We start from the raw sequence: 15,995 nt of genomic DNA, 5'->3' as shown, positions 1-15,995 counted from the left end.
AAGCGACTTAATTGCGGCCTTCGGGTTTCTCCAGGCGCATGGACGTGCAGGTCCTGGGATGACCACGGGTTGCATATGCCGCAGGAAGCTTGTTAATGGAACTAACAAAAATATTCTCGCCACAGAACCGGCGCTTGATCAAGTTCACCTCCCCGATTGCAAGCCAGCACGAGCTGCTGCTCGAGCGATTTTCCGGCTTGGAGGGTGTGTCGACATTATTCAGTTTCGAGTTGTCACTGATCAGTCAGGACGCACGGCTGGAGCTCAAGTCACTGATAGGGCAACCGGCGTCACTCGACATTGAATTGGCAAGCGGCGGGTCGCGTTACATTCACGGTTTTATCAGCCGATTCAGCCTGCAGAAAAGTGACGGTGGCCTGGCCTACTATTCGGCTACCTTGAGCCCTTGGCTGTGGATGCTGTCGCGACGCTTCGACTCGCGGATCTTTCAAGACCAGACCATCGAGGACATCCTGCGCAAGGTGTTCGCCCACTATGGCGTGCTGCCCACGTTTGATTTCCGACTGGAACAGCCGCTCAAGTCCCACAGCTACATCACGCAATACCGCGAAAGCGATCTGGACTTTGTCTTGCGCCTGCTGGAGCGTGAAGGGCTGTTCTTCTATTTCGCTCATACGAAGGAAGAACACCACCTGATCATCTGCGACCACTCCCGCCACCTTGAACCGTTAATACAACAACCGCGGATCCGCTACCACAGCGCGTCTGTCACCGAGACCGCCGACTCGATCACCCGATGGAGCAGCCATCGGGTTTTGCAGTCCGGCAAAATGGCCATCCAGACGTTCGATTACCGGCAACCGCGCAATCCGCTGCCGGTCAGCATGCCCAGCCTCAACGCCCAAGGCGATGTCCCCGCCTACGAGATCTACGACTTTCCCGGTCATTACAGCCACGGTACGCCCGCAGATGGCGAAGCGCTGGTGCGGCATCGACTCGAAGCCCTGGAGGTACAGGGCAAGACGTTCGAGGGCTCCAGTAACTGTCGCGCCCTGCTGCCGGGTTACACCTTCGAACTGACCCAGCACTTCGATCATGATCGTGATCCCCTGGATGATCGCCAGTTCCTGCTGCTCAAGGTGGAGCACCAAGGCCACAACAACTACCTGACGGATCAACCGGCGAACTACGACAACCGTTTCGTCTGCATCCGCCACAAAATTGCCTTTCGGCCACCGATCACTACCCCGCGGCCGACGATTGCCGGAGCGCTCACCGCCATTGTGGTCGGCCCCGAAGGTGAGGAAGTTTTTACCGACGAGATGGCGCGCGTACAAGTGCGTTTCCATTGGCAGCGCGAGCAGGACCCGGCACAGGCGACGACCTGGCTAAGGGTCGCGATGCCCAGTGCTGGCGCAGGCTTCGGCCATCAATTTTTGCCGCGCATCGGCCAGGAGGTACTGGTGACGTTCCTCGGCGGCGACATCGACCGCCCCTTGGTGACGTCGGTGCTCTACAACGCCGATCATTTCCCCCCGCGTTTCAGTAACGCGACGGGGTTGCCGGGCAATCGAACATTGTCGGGGATCCAGACCCAGGAGCATCAAGGCAGGGGCTTCAACGAGCTGCTCTTCGACGATACGCCTGGCGCGCTGCGCGCTCGGCTGGCCACGACCCATCAGGCCACGGCGCTGAACCTGGGCAAACTCACCACACCTCGAACCGATGGGCGAGCCCAGGAACGCGGTCATGGCGCCGAACTGCGCAGCGATGCGGCGATTGCCCTGCGGGCGGCCCAAGGGATGTTGTTGACCACCTATGCTCGCCAGGATGCGCAAGGCTCACAACTGGACCGCGAAGAGCTGCTCAAGTTGTTGAGTGAGTGTGGCGAGCTGTTCCAGTCCCTCGGCCAGACGGCCGCAGCCCGAGGCAGCCGGCATGTCGATGCCCAGGGCATCGAAGTGTTGCGCCAGTCGTTGAGTCAATGGCCTGCACCGACCAGCAACAGTCCGGGGGAACCGGTGGTCGCGGTAGCGTCTGAGGCGGGCATCGTCAGCGCCACGCCGCGTTCACAGGTGCATTACGCCGGTGAAAACCATGACACCACCGCCCAGGATCACTTGCAGTTGAGCAGCGGCGCGGCCATGCGCCTGCAAGCCGGCAAAGGGATCAGCGCCTTCGCCCAGGACGAGGGCATCAGCGCCATCGCCAATCGCGGCAAGGTGCTGGTGCAGGCCCAGGACGACGACATGGTGCACAACGCGCAAAAGAACCTGCACTTGTCAGCGGCCGAAGGCGAGGTGCTCATCACCGCCCCCACCATCCGCCTGGTGGCCGATGACGGCAGCTACATCAGGATCGGTGGCGGGGTCGAGATCGGTACGCAGGGCAAGGCCATTGTGCATGCCGGCGAGCATGACTGGGTGGGGCCGAAAACTGATAGCGCCACCGTGCCTTCATTCGGTCGTGACCCCGCCGCGCAAAGCCTGGCCATTCACTACCCCGGTCATGACGACGATAGCGCTCGCCTGGCGGTCGACCACGCTTACCAAATCAAACTGGAGGATGGCAGCACCGTGCAAGGACAAACGGATTCAAGGGGGCTGGCGGAACGGGTGGAGCGCGAAATGATGCATCAGGCACAAACGACGGCAATGCGTGGCAAAGGCCCGAAAGGTGGCAGCCAATGAGCCACGAAGACATGTACTGCGTGGCGCAACTCACGACCCGGTTGATGCCCAATTGCAACACCGTGCGCAAGCTGGAAGTACCCGCTGACCTGCCGGGGGTGGTGATTTTCCTGCATGGCGTGAATGATCCCGGGGCGTCCTATGAGTCGGTGGAAACCGGGTTGTGCCAGGGGGTGAATGAACGACTGGATCGGCCGGATCTGAAGGCGGGGCGATATGGGGCGGATTACGCTGAGGCCCAAGAAGTACCGCTTGATGAACGGAGTGCGGATCAGAAAACTACGCTCGACGACCCTGACACGTATCTGTATCAACGCGACACCGACGATCCCAAAACCCGTAGCCTGATGATCCCGTTCTACTGGGGCTACCGGGCCGCGCCGGAACACGTCAAGCGTGATGACGCCGGCGATCCGTTCCGGATGCGCAACCAGTTTCAGGATATCCACGGCAACCGCCTGGATCGCCACTTTGCCAAGGCTGGCGGGTTTTTCGTCAACGCCACCAATAACCTGCAGGAAATGTACGGCGAGGGCTTCAAGGCCAACGTGAAAACCGGCGCCGTGGAGCGTTTGAGTCCGAACAATTTCCTGCTCTTCGCCAACGCACCGCTGCGGCGTTATTTTGTGTTCGCCGCTCATCGTCTGGCGATGCTGATCCGTGAAATTCGCCGGGTATCGCCCGATGAAACCATCACCATCATGGGCCACAGCCAGGGCACCTTGATCGCCCTGTTGGCGCAGGCCCTGTTGATGGACAAGGGCCAGCGTTGCGCCGATACCCTGATTCTCGTGGACTCGCCTTACAGCGTATTGCCCAAGGTCACTCCCAAGGACCATGACACCCTCGCCACACTGATCGGTATCGTCAGCGCGGTGACACAAACACCTCATGCGCAGCCTCCACTATCTGCGCTCAGGGACATCAAGACCTATGGCGGGCGCAGCGGTCCGCGATGGTCGCCGACGCAAGGTTCGCGGCCCGATAAAATCGGCAACCACACGGTGTTTCCCGAGCGCGACAATCGCGGCAAGGTGTACGTGTATTTTTGCCCGGATGACACCACCGTGGCGCTGGATGATGTGCAAGGCATCGGCACCTACGGCGTGCCCGATGCCACGCCCGACGGGCGACCGGCGATGACAGCCCTGCAATCCCTCGGTTTTTACCAACGGCTGTGGACCAAACGCCAGCGTGACGGCGAGCCGGTGCTGGTGGGTAAACCGCCGCAGCCTGAGTTCATTCGCGCGCCGGGCGAGCACCGTTACCCGGGCGCGTCCATGCTCATCGGGGTGGCTTCGCAAGCGCCGATCGCCAAGGGGCAGGAACGCCTGATCAATGCCGAGGCCCTGACCCCGCCCCATGCGCCGCAGATGTTTGGCGGCGAAGCCATCCAGGGCAGCCCGACCACTGCCGGCCTGGACAAACCCGATGACGTTGCCAAAAGCATCGCCCTGGGCAAAGACGCCGCGACCTTTTTGTGGATCAGGATGCCCGTCGAATATGACGCGCCCAACTCCACGCAGCAGGAAGCGCTGGCGCGGTTTAACGGGTTATCCGAAGACCCGGAGGACCACACCCGCGCCGTCCGCAAAGGCGCGGCCCGCACTCGCACCAGTTCTTTTCACGAGCGCGAGGAAACCCCGCGTGAAGCCCGGGCGCGCATGGAGCGTGACCAACGTGAATGGGGAGCCAATTCCTATCACTCGGCGATTTTGCGCAGCCCGGAAAACCAGCGGTGGGTGACGGCGATGGACATTGCCATTGGCCAGGCGCATTGCCTTGATGATCCGCGGATGCGTGAGGTGTTGGTGGCGATTGCGGATTGGAAGATGGATGAAGAACAGTATTTGAATATTAAAGGCTTATCAGGCTGGTCGCGTCTTAGTGCAGAGGCTCAAGCATTGGTGACAGCCAGTTACTTGTATTACCAGGAGGGAGAGTTTCCGCCCTCGGATTTTGTCTCGCTAACGCCACCTTCTCTGCTTGCCGGCGTCGATAAAAAAGGAGGTGCCTTATGAGCGATGCTCAACACCGCCCCCGAACCTTACCAACTCTTAAACCCTATCTCTGGATCGCGGGCGTACTGCTGATCCTTTGGATCGGCTTCGTCTGGCTTGTCCAAATCAAGGCACAGGAACTTAACATGGAACTTCGTGACATGAAGCCGGTGATGCGCTGGGGTATCGCCGCTATTTTGGGGCCCTTGCTGCTCATCTTCAGCGTTCACTGGTGGGGCAAAGCGGTGGCCAGTGAAAAGGCGGCGCTTGCCGCTTACAAAGCCAAAGTCACCGCACAAATCGCTGAGCAGAAAGCCACGCAAGCGCGGACCTATGCGTTGGAAATAAGGGGCGTGGGGCTGGGGATTTATCAGGATCATCAATCGGAGATCTGGCAATTCATCAAGAAAAAAAACGATAACTTTGCTTCGATATATTCTCGAGATCCCAAGGACTATAAGGCGTCACTAAGATCCAGACAAAACTCCAGAGATATCAAAGTCCGCGTTGCCTTCAAACATTCGGCAGGCGAGTCAGTCGCATATTGGCCGATTCCAGTGTTTGCGCTGGGCCCTCCAGATCCCTATGAGAAAGGCTATCGAGCCGCCGGCCTGATTAACTCAGGTCGTAATAAGGCGACTCTGGGAGTTACCCAATTTCTCTGGCAGGACGATGAAAGTACCACCCACGCGCAAGGCATGATCGAGCGACTGTTCCAGTTTTTTGATGACAATCCTCAAGTGCCCCAAGCGTTGATCGCGAGCCGGGACGGTGATGTAACGCGAGATGTCTATCGCAAGCCCGGTACGCCCGGGTTGCAAAGCGTGCAGGTAGTCCCCACGGTGTACGAAAGCATGACCGGGCTGCTGGTCACCCGCTCGGATCGGGTGGATCGGTACATCCGCCGTTATGCCACTCATGAACGTGAAGATAACCAGAACAAAGACACCGATCTGGGCAAACTGTGGGCGTTTTACTGGCAGCAAGCGCCTAAGTTCAGGAAGGCGTATGAGGAGGCGGAGCGAGCCAAAGGCGCCCAAGACCCCTTAGCCCCCGGCACCATGTCCACCGCCTACTGGCATTCCCAACTCCCCACCCTCTGGCAAACCATCAGCAACCGCGGCCCCGGAGAGTTCGAACCTTCCCCATGGCTACCCATCCGCTGGGCCCAGCACCAGGTCAAAGAGTTCGACGCCGCGCCGGTGCTGGGTTACCTGCACCGCCCGATCAAGGTTTCGATGCAGGATGAAAACGGCAAACGGCTCAAGCCGGCGTTGCAGGCCAAGGCGCTGCAAGCCGGGTGGTTACAGGCGCTGGATACCTTGCCCGAAGGGCATAAGCCGGTGCGCGTGTTCTACGACACTACCGATAATCAAGAGGCTGAAATCGCCCTGACCCTTGCCTTGCACGGCCTGAATACCGACGGCCATGGCATCGAGTTGGGCAATGTCGACGAGGGATACAACATCGGGCGGCGCCTGGGTAATACCGGGGTCAGCAGTGCGCTGGTGGAGATCAACCTGGCGACCATCGCGAGCTATCTGGACGGAGGAACCAGCGCGGTGGTCTACGCCGGTCAAGACGGCAGCCTGACGGTACAAATGATCCGCCCGCCGGACGCGGCGCGCAAAGAGAAGAACCGCGCGAATCGTGGTGCCGACCCGTTCAAATTCGGTTCCCCCAGCGGCGGAGCTCCCAAACCATGAGCTATGACGTCGTGCCTGGGGCTCCCGTCCTGTCTAGGGCTTGTTGGAGAGCCGCTGACATGAACCCGGTGATGCGCTGGGGTATCGCCGCTATTCTGGGCCCGATATTGCTGATCTTTACCGTTCACTGGTGGGGTAAAGCCGTGGCCAGTGAAAAGGCGGGGATCGCTGCTTACAAAGCCAATGTCATGGCGCAAATCGCCGAGCAGAAAGCTACACAGCTACGCACTTACTCGTTGGAAATACGAGGCGTTGGGCTTGGGATTCATCAGGACCATCAATCCGAGATATGGCAATTCATCAAGAAAAAAAACGATAACTTTGCTTCGATTTATTCACGAGATCCCAAGGACTATAAGGCGTCACTAAGATCCAGACAAAACTCCAGAGATATCAAAATCCGCGTTGCCTTCAAACATTCGGCAGGCGAGTCAGTGGCGTACTGGCCAATCCCGGTGTTTTCCATCGCGCCGCCCAAGCAACCGTCAGATACCGGGGCGGCGAGCAATATCCTCAGCGGTCGCAATGCCGCGACACTGGGAGTCACGCTGTTTTTGTGGCAGGACGCAGAAAACACAACCCATGCCCAGGGCATGATCGAGCGATTGTTCCAGTTCTTCGATGACAACCCCGAAGTGCCCCAGGCCTTGATCGTGAGCGAGGATGGCGATGTCACGCGAGACGGATTGCGGGTTGCAGGAACCCTTGGATTGCAGAGCGGCCACGTCGTCCCCACCGTCTACGAAAGCATGGCCGGGTTGCTGGTCACCCGTTCCGATCGGGTGGATCGGTATATTCGTCGCTATGCCACCCACGAACGTGAGGACAACCAGAACAAAGAAACTGATTTGGGCAAGCTTTGGGCGTTTTACTGGAACCAATCCCGTGAGTTTCTAGATGTGTACGAAGAGGCAGAGCGAGCCAAAGGCGCTCAAGACCCCCTAGCCCCCGGCACCATGTCCACCGCCTACTGGCATTCCCAACTCCCCACCCTCTGGCAAACCATCAGCAACCGCGGCCCCGGAGAGTTCGAACCTTCGCCATGGCTACCCATCCGCTGGGCCCAGCACCAGGTCAAAGAGTTCGACGCCGCACCGGTGCTGGGTTACCTGCATCGCCCGATCAAGGTCTCGATGCAGGACGAAAACGGCAAACGGCTCAAACCGGCGCTGCAGGCCAAGGCGCTGCAAGCCGGCTGGTTGCAGGCGCTGGATACCCTGCCCGAAGGACATAAGCCGGTCCGTGTTTTCTACGACACCACCGACAATCAAGAAGCTGAAAACGCCCTGACCCTTGCCTTGCACGGCCTGAATACCGATGGCCATGGCATCGAGTTGGGCAATGTCGACGAGGGATACAACATCGGGCGGCGCCTGGGCAACACAGGGGTGAGTAGTGCGCTGGTGGAGATCAACCTGGCGACCATCGCGAGCTATCTGGACGGAGGAACCAGCGCGGTGGTCTACGCCGGTCAAGACGGCAGCCTGACGGTGCAAATGATCCGCCCGCCGGACGCGGCGCGCATAGCGAAAAACCGCAAGAACCGTGGTGCCGACCCGTTCAAATTCGGCTCCCCTAGCGGCGGAGTACCCAAACCATGAAGCATCCCATCTGCCTGGGTGACGCTACAAGCAGCGGCGGCGAAGTAGTCTCCTGCCAGCTCAAAGGCACGCATACCCTCAATGGAAAAACCCCTGCGGTGTTGGGCGACAAGGCTTACTGCCCGCTGCATCTGGGGGAGTTTGCCTTCGTCGAAGGGCATCCGCGCCGGTGTATGAATGGCATTCCGGTTGTATTGGAGGGCCATCTCCTGGCCTGCGGTTGTCATGGCGTGGCGAGTACTGCCCAGAATGTGCAAGTGGTCTAAGTCGAAAGAGCGGGCTATCTCTTTGTTGTGCGACGGCGGGTGGCTTCAGTTTTTTGCAAAAGAAGCCGACAACGATGTCGGCTTCTTTGTGCGCGCAGACTATTAAAATCCACGGATGATTCTGGACTTGAGATCCGTATGGAATCGATCCGCATTAGTCCTGTTAACGCTGCGCATCGACTCGCTGCCGGTCATCGATTCCAGCGACATCGAGCGCTTGAGTATCGATTCGTTTCGATAGGCATCAATGAAGAAATCAATGTCTTTGTCGCTGGTCAGCTTCGGCCATTTGTCGAGATACAACGGCAGTTCTGTCGGGCCGGTCTTGAAAGAACAGATGCGTCGGTTGGTGATGGTCGCCTCACCTATTTCGAACGGCACCCACCACGACAGTGCGGTTTTTTCCGATACCACGGCGAGCAGGTGCGTGCATTCACTGATGTTGCGCGTGATCACCCCGGTGATGTCGTCGGTGGTCTGGGATTCGGCGTCGAGCACATCGAGGTAGGTCTTGATGTTGGCTTGCATCAGGCGGGTGTTGATGTTGACCGCGTGGGCGCGATCCATGTGGCGGTAGCTGATAAACACTGGCATCAGAAATGTCCCTTGATCGCGAGTTCGCGGTAATAGGCACCGAGCGCGGTGAGGCGGCAGCCGGTGGAGTGAATGGCGGCGTAATACATGTGTTCGGCTTCAACCGGTTCGATCAGGCTGTGACGATTGCACTTTTGCAGTTGCGCGAAGACTTCGCCGTGCTCTGGGTTGTATTCGGGCTCGGTGGGCTCAAAGCTCGGGGCGAGGGGGTACACCGATTCCGCTTCGGCAAACCAGTCGGGCAGCTTGCGCAGGATTTCCTTGGGGATCAGCGGCGACACTTCGCGCAGGGAGATGAACTGCGACACGTTGGTCTTGAACACCGGGCGCTGCTCCCAGGCGTCGAGCGCATTGTCGACAAACGAATAGAGGCTGCCGGGGGTGATCTTGCCGAGAATGTTCGCGGCGCCGCCGTGCAGTGCCTGAAGCAACAAGCCGGTGAACACGCCATGCTGCCGGCCTTCCAGCGCCGGTTCATCTTTTTTGCACGCAGTGAGAATGGTCATGCCTTCGCTCACCACGCTGCCTTCACTGCGCAAGGCGCGTTGTTCGCCGGCCGAGCCGCTCTGGCAGCAATCGAGAATGATCACTTTGTTTTTGATCTTGGTGGCTTTGCTCGCCCAGTTGAGAATGTCGCTGAGACGAATCCCGTCCTTGGCGCTCTTGAAATCCTGCGGGATCAGCATGCCTTCGTCGGTATCGATGTCGAAGGTGCCGTGGCCGGCGAAGTACAGCAGCGCCACATTGCAGTCCCCGGAAAACAGTTCGCGGATCTGGTCTTCGAGTTTTTCCCGGCTCAGATAGTCCTCGGCTGAGGTCAGCACGATGTTCTTGAAGTTTGGATCGCCATTGGCGTCGGTCTTGAGCACAGATGCCATGGCCATGGCGTCGTTGCTGCAACCGCTCAGGCGCGAGACATGGGTGTATTCGTTGATCCCGATAAACAGTCCCTTGCGCATGGTTACACCGCCGTGTGCAGGCGAATGGCGCTGATGATGCTCTTGGTGTTCCACGCGCATTCGGCATGGGCGGCGTTGCGTACCACCGTGGAAATGCGCTCGGCACCAAATGGCTTGATGGCGATGATCACTTTGCCCATGCGCCTGGCGATCTCGATTTCCTTGTTGATCCACTTGCTGTAGGTGGAATACATCCCGGCCATGATCAGCACCGCCGAGCACGGACGAATCTTGTTTTCGAGAGCCGCTTCGAGCTGCTTGTCGGTTTTGGCGTCGACAATCGGGTTGTCCGTCGGGACCGAAAAGTTCTTGTACGTGAAATCCGGCTGCGCATTGAGCAGGCGCACCAGATTGTCGTGGGCGTGAGGATAGGTCCAAGAATGGCTGATGAACAAATGGTAGGTCTGCATGGGTGTCCCTCGGTGTCGCAGAAGTGCGAAGAGGGCTTGAACTTAGGCCATTGGCTGGCGGCCACAAGGGGCTGAGCGTTAAAGAGAAATGCCCTACAGGTGCGCGTGCAGACGCCCTACGGAAAGGTCTGATGGTTAAGTGGGCAGGGGAATTAAACAGCAGAACCGGCCACCCACCGCCCCGTTGGACCAGGGGCGGTGGACGCGACTGTTTAGTAGCCGTTTTCCGGCAAACTGGCGATGATCGAACGGTAGCTGTTCATCCGTTGCTGTTGCACGCGGCCATCTTCGAGGGCCTTGAGCAGCGCGCAACCGGGTTCGCGGTCATGTTTGCAGTCGCGGAAACGGCAGGTGCCGAGCAGGTCGTTGAACTCGATGAAACCGGCCTCGACGTCGGCACGGCTGACGTGGCCCAGGCCGAATTCGCGGATACCCGGGGAGTCGATCAGCTCACCGCCACCGGGGAAGTGGAACAGCCGCGCGGTGGTGGTGGTATGAGTGCCCTGGCCGGACAGCTCGGACAACGGGCCGACGCGGGTTTCGACTTCCGGCAGCAGGCTGTTGACCAGCGACGACTTGCCGACGCCGGACTGGCCGACGAACACGCTGATGCGTCCGTCCAACTGCTTTTGCAATTGCTCCATGCCGTTGCCGTGATGGGCCGACACTTCCAGCACCGGATAGCCGAGCGTGCGGTAAACCGCGAGCAGGGCATTGAGCGCCGGGGCGTTGTGCTCATCGATCAGGTCGAACTTGTTCAACAGCAACAGCGGCTTGATGCCCGCATGTTCGGCAGCAACAAGATAACGGTCGATCAGGTTGGCGTGGGGCTCAGGCAGCGGTGCGAAAACGATGACGATCATGTCGACGTTGGCGGCAACCGGCTTGAGCTGGCCACGGCTGTCCGGGCGGCACAGTTCGGTGTTGCGCGGCAGTTGCGCCACGATCACACCGATGCCCTGGTTGCCGGCACGCCAGACAACCTGGTCGCCGGTTACCAGCGCCGGCAGGTTGGCACGCAGGTGACAACGGAACACTTTGCCGGCCATCTCGCCGTCGCGGGCCTCGACCTCTACCTGCACACCGAAGTGCGCGATTACCAGGCCGTGCTGTTCCGGACCCAGGTCGCCACCCTCAAGTGCCTCGACAGCCGAGGACTCGCGTTTGGCGGCGCGGGCAGCGCGCTCGCCCTGAATCTTTTCGATGCGCCAGTTTTGACGACGATTGAGTTGGCGTTTGGCCATGGGTGTTCCGTATCAAGAATGCAGCGATTAGGTAAAACGGCCGCGAGTTTAGCACGCCCAGCCACCGGCCTAGGCTAAACTGCGCAGCATTGCCTAGGAGCCGACACATGCAAAATTCGCAGAACCTGATCTGGATCGACCTGGAAATGACCGGTCTGGATCCGGAAAACGACGTCATCATCGAAATGGCCACCATCGTCACCGACAGTGACCTGAACACTTTGGCCGAAGGTCCGGTGATCGCCATCCACCACAGCGACGCAGTCCTCGCCCGCATGGACGAATGGAATACCCGCACCCACGGCAACTCCGGCCTGACCCAGCGCGTGCGCGACAGTCGTATCAGCATGGCCGAAGCCGAAGCCGAGACCATCGCGTTTCTGGAGAAGTGGGTGCCGAAGGGCCAGTCGCCGATCTGTGGCAACAGCATCTGCCAGGACCGTCGCTTCCTTTATACGCACATGAAATCCCTGGAAAGCTATTTCCATTACCGCAACCTCGACGTGTCCACGCTCAAAGAGCTGGCCGCACGCTGGGCGCCGGACGTGCGCGACAGCTTCAAGAAGGGCAGCACGCACCTGGCGCTCGACGACATTCGCGAGTCGATCGCCGAGTTGCAGCACTACCGCAAGCACTTCATCAAGTTCTGAATCGGTGGCTGCCGCAGGGCTTTTGTGGCGAGGGAGCTTGCTCCCGTTCGGCTGCGCAGCAGTCGTAAGGACTGCAAATGCGGTCTGACTGGAAGAATGCAAGGGAGCGCTTCGCACGCCAGCGGGAGCAAGCTCCCTCGCCACATTGCTTTCTTGTGCCCTCTTTTGGTGCCTCGGGGAAGTGAGTAGACTGCGCGCCTTTTTGCAAGGATCGCCACCATGTTGCTGATGCTCTACCTGATCGCCATCACCGCCGAAGCCATGACCGGCGCCCTGTCCGCTGGCCGTCGCGGTATGGACTGGTTCGGCGTGGTGCTGATCGCGTGCATCACGGCGCTGGGCGGCGGTTCGGTGCGCGACGTGCTGCTCGGTCATTACCCGCTGACGTGGGTCAAACACCCGGAATATCTGGTGCTGACCTCCATAGCGGCCATGGTTACGGTGTTCACCGCACGCTGGATGCGTCACTTGCGCTCGTTGTTTCTGGTGCTCGACGCCGTGGGGCTCGTGGCCTTCACCCTGATCGGCTGCATGACCGCCCTGGAAATGGGCCATGGCATGTTGGTCGCATCGGTCAGCGGGGTGATCACCGGCGTGTTCGGCGGCATCCTCCGGGACATCTTCTGCAACGACATTCCGCTGATCTTTCGCCGAGAACTGTACGCCAGCGTCTCGTTCGCCGCGGCTTGGTGCTACATGCTCTGTTTGTACCTTGATTTGCCGGGAGAGCAGGCGATTCTGATCACCCTGTTCGGCGGCTTCCTGCTGAGATTACTGGCGATCCGTTTCCACTGGGAAATGCCTAAATTCGTTTACAACGACGAAGCCTGACGCTCGGCATGTTGCTTCAGTGCCCACTCGACGTGTTCCCGCACCAATTCCGAAGGGTGCTCGCGTCGCGCTTTCAACGCTTCCAGCACGGGAATCGTTGAAGGCGCATTGCCCAGGCCCACCGCCAGGTTGCGCAACCAGTTTTCGTATCCGGTCCGGCGTAGCGGCGAGCCTTCGGTGCTGCTGAGGAATTTGTCCTCGTCCCACATGAACAATTCCGCCAGCCCTGCGTTGTCCAGGTTGTGCCGTGGCTTGAAATCGCTTTCGCCGGTAGGACGGGCAAAACGGTTCCACGGGCAAACGATCTGACAGTCGTCGCAACCGAACACCCGGTTGCCGATCAGGGGCCGCAAGTCTTCGGGAATGGCGCCCTTGAGTTCGATGGTCAGGTAGGAAATACAGCGTCGGGCGTCCAGCACGTAGGGGCCGACGAAGGCGTTGGTCGGGCAGATGTCGAGGCAGGCGCTGCAGCGGCCACAGTGTTCGGTGGCGTGGGGCGGGTCCACCGGCAGGGGCAAGTCGACGAACAGTTCGGCGAGAAAGAAGTAGCTGCCAGCCTTGCGATTCAACACCAGGGTGTTTTTGCCGATCCAGCCCAGGCCGGCCTGTTCGGCGATGGCTTTTTCCAGCACGGGCGCGCTGTCGACAAAGGCGCGAAAGCCGAACGGGCCAATCTGGGCCTGAATCTTGTCAGCCAGTTGCTGCACGCGTTTGCGGACCAGCTTGTGGTAATCGCGACCCAAGGCATAACGCGAGACGTAGGCTTTTTCCGGTTGGGCCAGCACTTTCGCCATGTGCGTATCGCCGGCCAGGTAGTCCATGCGCAGCGAAACCACGCGCAACGTGCCCGGCACCAGTTCTTCCGGGTGCGAGCGTTTGCTGCCGTGGGCGCCCATGTAGTCCATTTCGCCGTGGTAGCCGGCTTCGAGCCAGCGCTCCAAATGCTGCTCATGCTCGGCCAGGTCGAGGCCGCTGATGCCGACTTGCTGAAAGCCCAGCTCGCGGCCCCAGTCCTTGATGGATTGGGCGAGGGCGGGCAGGTCTGTGGTAATAGCAGGCATGAGGCGAGAGAAACCGGAGCTGAGGTGCGTATAATTCTGCCAGACATCGGAGCCCGAAGACGCATGCCGCACACTAAAGATGAATTACCCGACGCGCTGTACAGCGCCGCCCAGGTGCGAGCACTCGATGCGAGCCTGATCGCGGCGGGTACGCCGGGCTTCGAATTGATGCAGCGCGCGGCGCGGGCGACCTGGCGTGCACTGGTCCGCCAATGGCCGACAGCGAGCGAATTAAGCGTGCTGGCCGGTCATGGCAATAACGCCGGTGATGGCTATCTGGTGGCCGTGCTGGCTCGCCGTGCGGGATGGTCGGTGCGGGTACTGGCGGTCGGTGATCCGCAGCGTTTGCAGGGCGACGCGGCACTGGCCCACGCCGAGGCCGTCTCTGAAAAAATCCTTATCGAAACCTGGACGGCTCAGTCCGAGTTGCGCGGCATCGTGCTGGACGCCTTGCTCGGTACCGGTTTGACCGGCGAAGTGCGCGAGCCGTACCGCAGCGCGATCCACGCTATCAATACCGTCGGGCTGCCGGTGGTGGCGGTGGATATTCCTTCGGGGCTGTGCGCCGATACCGGTCGAATGTTGGGAGATGCGGTGCAGGCCGACCTGACCGTCACGTTCATTGGCTTGAAGCTGGGATTGTTCACCGGCGATGCGGCGGATGTGGTGGGCGAGCTGGTTTTCAATGATCTGCACGCCGATCCGCAACTGCTTGAAAGCGCGCCAACCAGTGCCCGTCGTCTGTCAGCCAGTAATCTTCCAGGCCTGGCCACCCGTACACCGGCTTCGCATAAAGGCCGATTCGGCCATGTGCTGCTGATCGGCGGCGATCGCGGATTCGGTGGCGCGATCCTGCTGAGCGCGCAAAGTGCGCTGCGCACCGGCGCCGGCATGGTGTCGGTGGCGACCCGCAGCGAGCATGTGCCCGCGGCGCTGACGAGAATCCCCGAAGCCATGGTGCTGGGCACGTCATCAGCCAATCAGTTGATGGGATTGCTTCAAAAGGTTTCCGTATTGGTCGTCGGGCCCGGTCTCGGTCAAGCTGCGTGGGGCCGCAGCCTTTTGTCCGCGGCGGCCAACGCGCCTTTGCCGCAAGTCTGGGACGCCGATGCGCTGAACCTGCTCGCCGAGGAACGTGTGGTTTTGCCGAAGGATTGCGTGATCACGCCGCATCCGGGGGAGGCCGCTCGATTGTTGGGGATCAGTACTGCGCAGGTTCAGGCTGACCGACCTGGGGCGGCCCATGCGTTGAGCAAAAAATATACAGCTGTCGTTGTGCTTAAAGGCGCCGGGAGTTTGATCGCCGGTCCTGACGGACGGTTGGCGGTCTGTCATCAAGGGCACCCGGCAATGGCCGCCGCCGGTTTGGGCGATGTGTTGGCCGGGTTGGTCGGCGCGTTGCAGGCCCAGGGCATGGCGGCGTTCGACGCGGCCTGCCTGGCGGTCTGGCTGCACGCCAATGCCGGGGCGCAGCAAGGTAAATTCGGCCGTGGGCTGGCGGCCAGTGATCTGATACCAGCCATTCGTCAGTTGTTGGAGGAGCAAGCACCGTGTCTGAAGTAACCCTGTATCTGGCTGATGAAGAGACGATGACCGCGTTTGGCGCGCGTATCGCTCAAACGACCCAAGGGCACGGTTTGATTTTTCTCGAAGGCAATCTCGGCATGGGCAAAACCACGCTCTCCCGGGGCATCATCCGTGGCTTGGGTTATGTCGGGGCGGTAAAAAGTCCTACCTTCACCTTGGTCGAACCCTACGAAATCGGTGACATCCGCGCCTTCCATTTCGACCTGTATCGACTGGTCGACCCTGAAGAGCTGGAATTCCTTGGTATCCGCGACTACTTCGAAGACGATGCGTTGTGCCTGATCGAGTGGCCCGATAAAGGTGCAGGCTTTTTGCCAAAGCCTGACCTGACCATTACCATTAGCCCGCAAGACAGCGGACGTTCGCTGAAAATTTTATCCCAGGGTTCGCGTGGCGAAGCCTGGTGTGCCGCTTTGGCATTGGAATCCAAATAAA

13 protein-coding genes and 1 pseudogene are annotated in these 15,995 nt (G+C 60.0%); 9 read left to right on the top strand and 5 right to left on the bottom strand.

Annotated features, from left to right (window positions below):
- Positions 1–89 precede the first annotated feature (89 nt).
- The 5 genes and pseudogenes from tssI (at position 90) to KHO07_RS26325 (ending at position 8,224) form a co-directional block, all read left to right on the top strand.
- The gene (gene tssI / locus KHO07_RS26345; protein WP_212625928.1) at positions 90–2,651 is read left to right on the top strand and encodes a type VI secretion system Vgr family protein; all 2,562 of its coding nucleotides are present in this window, start codon (positions 90–92) and stop codon (positions 2,649–2,651) included.
- Positions 2,648–4,672 (top strand): DUF3274 domain-containing protein, encoded by a 2,025-nt coding sequence (locus KHO07_RS26340; RefSeq protein WP_212625927.1) that lies wholly within the window; start codon positions 2,648–2,650, stop codon positions 4,670–4,672. The genes tssI and KHO07_RS26340 overlap by 4 nt, the downstream gene beginning before the upstream one ends.
- Positions 4,669–6,357 carry a DUF2875 family protein gene (locus tag KHO07_RS26335; protein ID WP_212625926.1) on the top strand — a complete coding sequence of 563 codons (1,689 nt, stop codon included), beginning with the start codon at positions 4,669–4,671 and terminating at the stop codon, positions 6,355–6,357. The genes KHO07_RS26340 and KHO07_RS26335 overlap by 4 nt, the downstream gene beginning before the upstream one ends.
- Positions 6,358–6,413: 56 nt before the next feature.
- Positions 6,414–7,958 (top strand): annotated as a pseudogene (locus KHO07_RS26330) (DUF2875 family protein); the annotation flags it as partial.
- Entirely contained in the window at positions 7,955–8,224 is a 270-nt protein-coding gene (locus KHO07_RS26325; protein WP_212625924.1) for a PAAR domain-containing protein, read from the top strand. The pseudogene KHO07_RS26330 and the gene KHO07_RS26325, both read left to right, overlap by 4 nt.
- Positions 8,225–8,326: 102 nt before the next feature.
- Here KHO07_RS26325 and KHO07_RS26320 read toward each other — a convergent pair whose 3' ends face one another.
- From KHO07_RS26320 to rsgA, 4 genes are all read right to left on the bottom strand, one after another.
- A complete protein-coding gene (locus KHO07_RS26320; protein ID WP_150735796.1) occupies positions 8,327–8,818 on the bottom strand; it encodes a toll/interleukin-1 receptor domain-containing protein in 492 nt (163 codons plus the stop codon).
- On the bottom strand, positions 8,818–9,777 hold the full coding sequence (locus KHO07_RS26315; RefSeq protein WP_150735795.1) for a caspase family protein: 960 nt from the start codon (positions 9,775–9,777) through the stop codon (positions 8,818–8,820). Before KHO07_RS26315 ends, KHO07_RS26320 begins: the two co-directional genes overlap by 1 nt.
- Positions 9,778–9,779: 2 nt before the next feature.
- Entirely contained in the window at positions 9,780–10,187 is a 408-nt protein-coding gene (locus KHO07_RS26310; RefSeq protein WP_150735794.1) for a TIR domain-containing protein, read from the bottom strand.
- A 212-nt stretch (positions 10,188–10,399) separates the two neighbouring features.
- Positions 10,400–11,431 (bottom strand): small ribosomal subunit biogenesis GTPase RsgA, encoded by a 1,032-nt coding sequence (gene rsgA, locus KHO07_RS26305; protein ID WP_150735793.1) that lies wholly within the window; start codon positions 11,429–11,431, stop codon positions 10,400–10,402.
- Between the two features lie 107 nt (positions 11,432–11,538).
- Here rsgA and orn point away from each other — a divergent pair, with 107 nt between their 5' ends.
- Positions 11,539–12,081 carry an oligoribonuclease gene (orn, locus tag KHO07_RS26300; protein WP_150735792.1) on the top strand — a complete coding sequence of 181 codons (543 nt, stop codon included), beginning with the start codon at positions 11,539–11,541 and terminating at the stop codon, positions 12,079–12,081.
- Between the two features lie 219 nt (positions 12,082–12,300).
- Complete coding sequence (locus KHO07_RS26295; protein WP_150735791.1) at positions 12,301–12,912, top strand: trimeric intracellular cation channel family protein; 612 nt, start codon at positions 12,301–12,303, stop codon at positions 12,910–12,912.
- On the opposite strand, the gene queG is transcribed toward KHO07_RS26295, so the two are convergent.
- Complete coding sequence (queG, locus tag KHO07_RS26290) at positions 12,894–13,973, bottom strand: tRNA epoxyqueuosine(34) reductase QueG (protein WP_150735790.1); 1,080 nt, start codon at positions 13,971–13,973, stop codon at positions 12,894–12,896. The genes KHO07_RS26295 and queG overlap by 19 nt on opposite strands.
- A gap of 63 nt (positions 13,974–14,036) precedes the next feature.
- Between queG and KHO07_RS26285 the strand changes: the two genes are divergently transcribed.
- Positions 14,037–15,536: an NAD(P)H-hydrate dehydratase gene (locus KHO07_RS26285; RefSeq protein WP_212625923.1), complete on the top strand. Its 1,500-nt coding sequence runs from the start codon at positions 14,037–14,039 to the stop codon at positions 15,534–15,536.
- A complete protein-coding gene (gene tsaE / locus KHO07_RS26280) occupies positions 15,524–15,994 on the top strand; it encodes a tRNA (adenosine(37)-N6)-threonylcarbamoyltransferase complex ATPase subunit type 1 TsaE (protein WP_212625922.1) in 471 nt (156 codons plus the stop codon). The genes KHO07_RS26285 and tsaE overlap by 13 nt, the downstream gene beginning before the upstream one ends.
- Position 15,995: the final 1 nt, after the last annotated feature.

The organism is Pseudomonas sp. PP3, from assembly GCF_905336995.1.
Classification (GTDB): domain Bacteria; phylum Pseudomonadota; class Gammaproteobacteria; order Pseudomonadales; family Pseudomonadaceae; genus Aquipseudomonas; species Aquipseudomonas reinekei.
This window is presented reverse-complemented; position numbering and strand designations above follow the sequence as displayed.